Source organism: Bacillus sp. LR--39 (genome assembly GCF_053613335.1).
Genome location: NZ_JBSIOT010001486.1, coordinates 1 through 539 on the forward strand (window position 1 = coordinate 1; position 539 = coordinate 539).

At 46.6% G+C, this 539-nt stretch carries 1 protein-coding gene and 1 pseudogene; one reads left to right on the forward strand and one right to left on the reverse strand.

Annotated features, from left to right (window positions below; all coding sequences use genetic code 11):
• Positions 1 to 360 (forward strand): patatin-like phospholipase family protein (locus ACWHAR_RS31305; protein ID WP_452088958.1); only part of this gene is annotated, 360 nt, incomplete at its 5' end.
• Here the strand turns inward: ACWHAR_RS31305 and ACWHAR_RS31310 are convergent.
• Positions 357 to 539 (reverse strand): annotated as a pseudogene (locus tag ACWHAR_RS31310) (SA1362 family protein); the annotation flags it as partial. The gene ACWHAR_RS31305 and the pseudogene ACWHAR_RS31310 sit on opposite strands and share 4 nt — an antisense overlap.

Consider the following 539-nt stretch of genomic DNA (forward strand, 5'->3'; position numbering starts at 1 on the left):
AAAACGGACACAGGCACCGCCACGGTTGTCGACGGAGGTGTGTTAAGCAATTTCCCAATCTGGCTGTTTTCAAAGGAAAGAAAGCGCCCTGTGATCGGTGTCACGCTTGCGCCGCGTGAAAGAGAGCGTCCGAAAAAAAATATCCGCAACGCTTTTGAACTGTTCGGCACCCTGTTTGAAACGATGAAGGATGCTCATGACGCAAGGCACATTGCGTCACGCTATGAACAAAATATCATTTTTCTCCCTGTCGATGACGTAATGGCCACTGATTTTCATTTAACACAACAAAAAAAACTAGCCCTGATTGAGCTAGGTAAAAGACGGACAGAGCTGTTTTTAAAGCAGTGGACCTATTAAAAAAGCGCTCTGTTTTTCTTTTTATTTTTTTTCCCTTCTATAACAGTCAGCTGAGTCTGGCTTTTTTTCTTGAGAATCATCGGCTTAGGCTTGCTGGCGCTCGGAACGCTTCGCAGGTGGCTGACACGTCCCTTATGTCCGGCGCGGTGTTTTGCTTTTTGTTCTTTCATCCGGCGCCG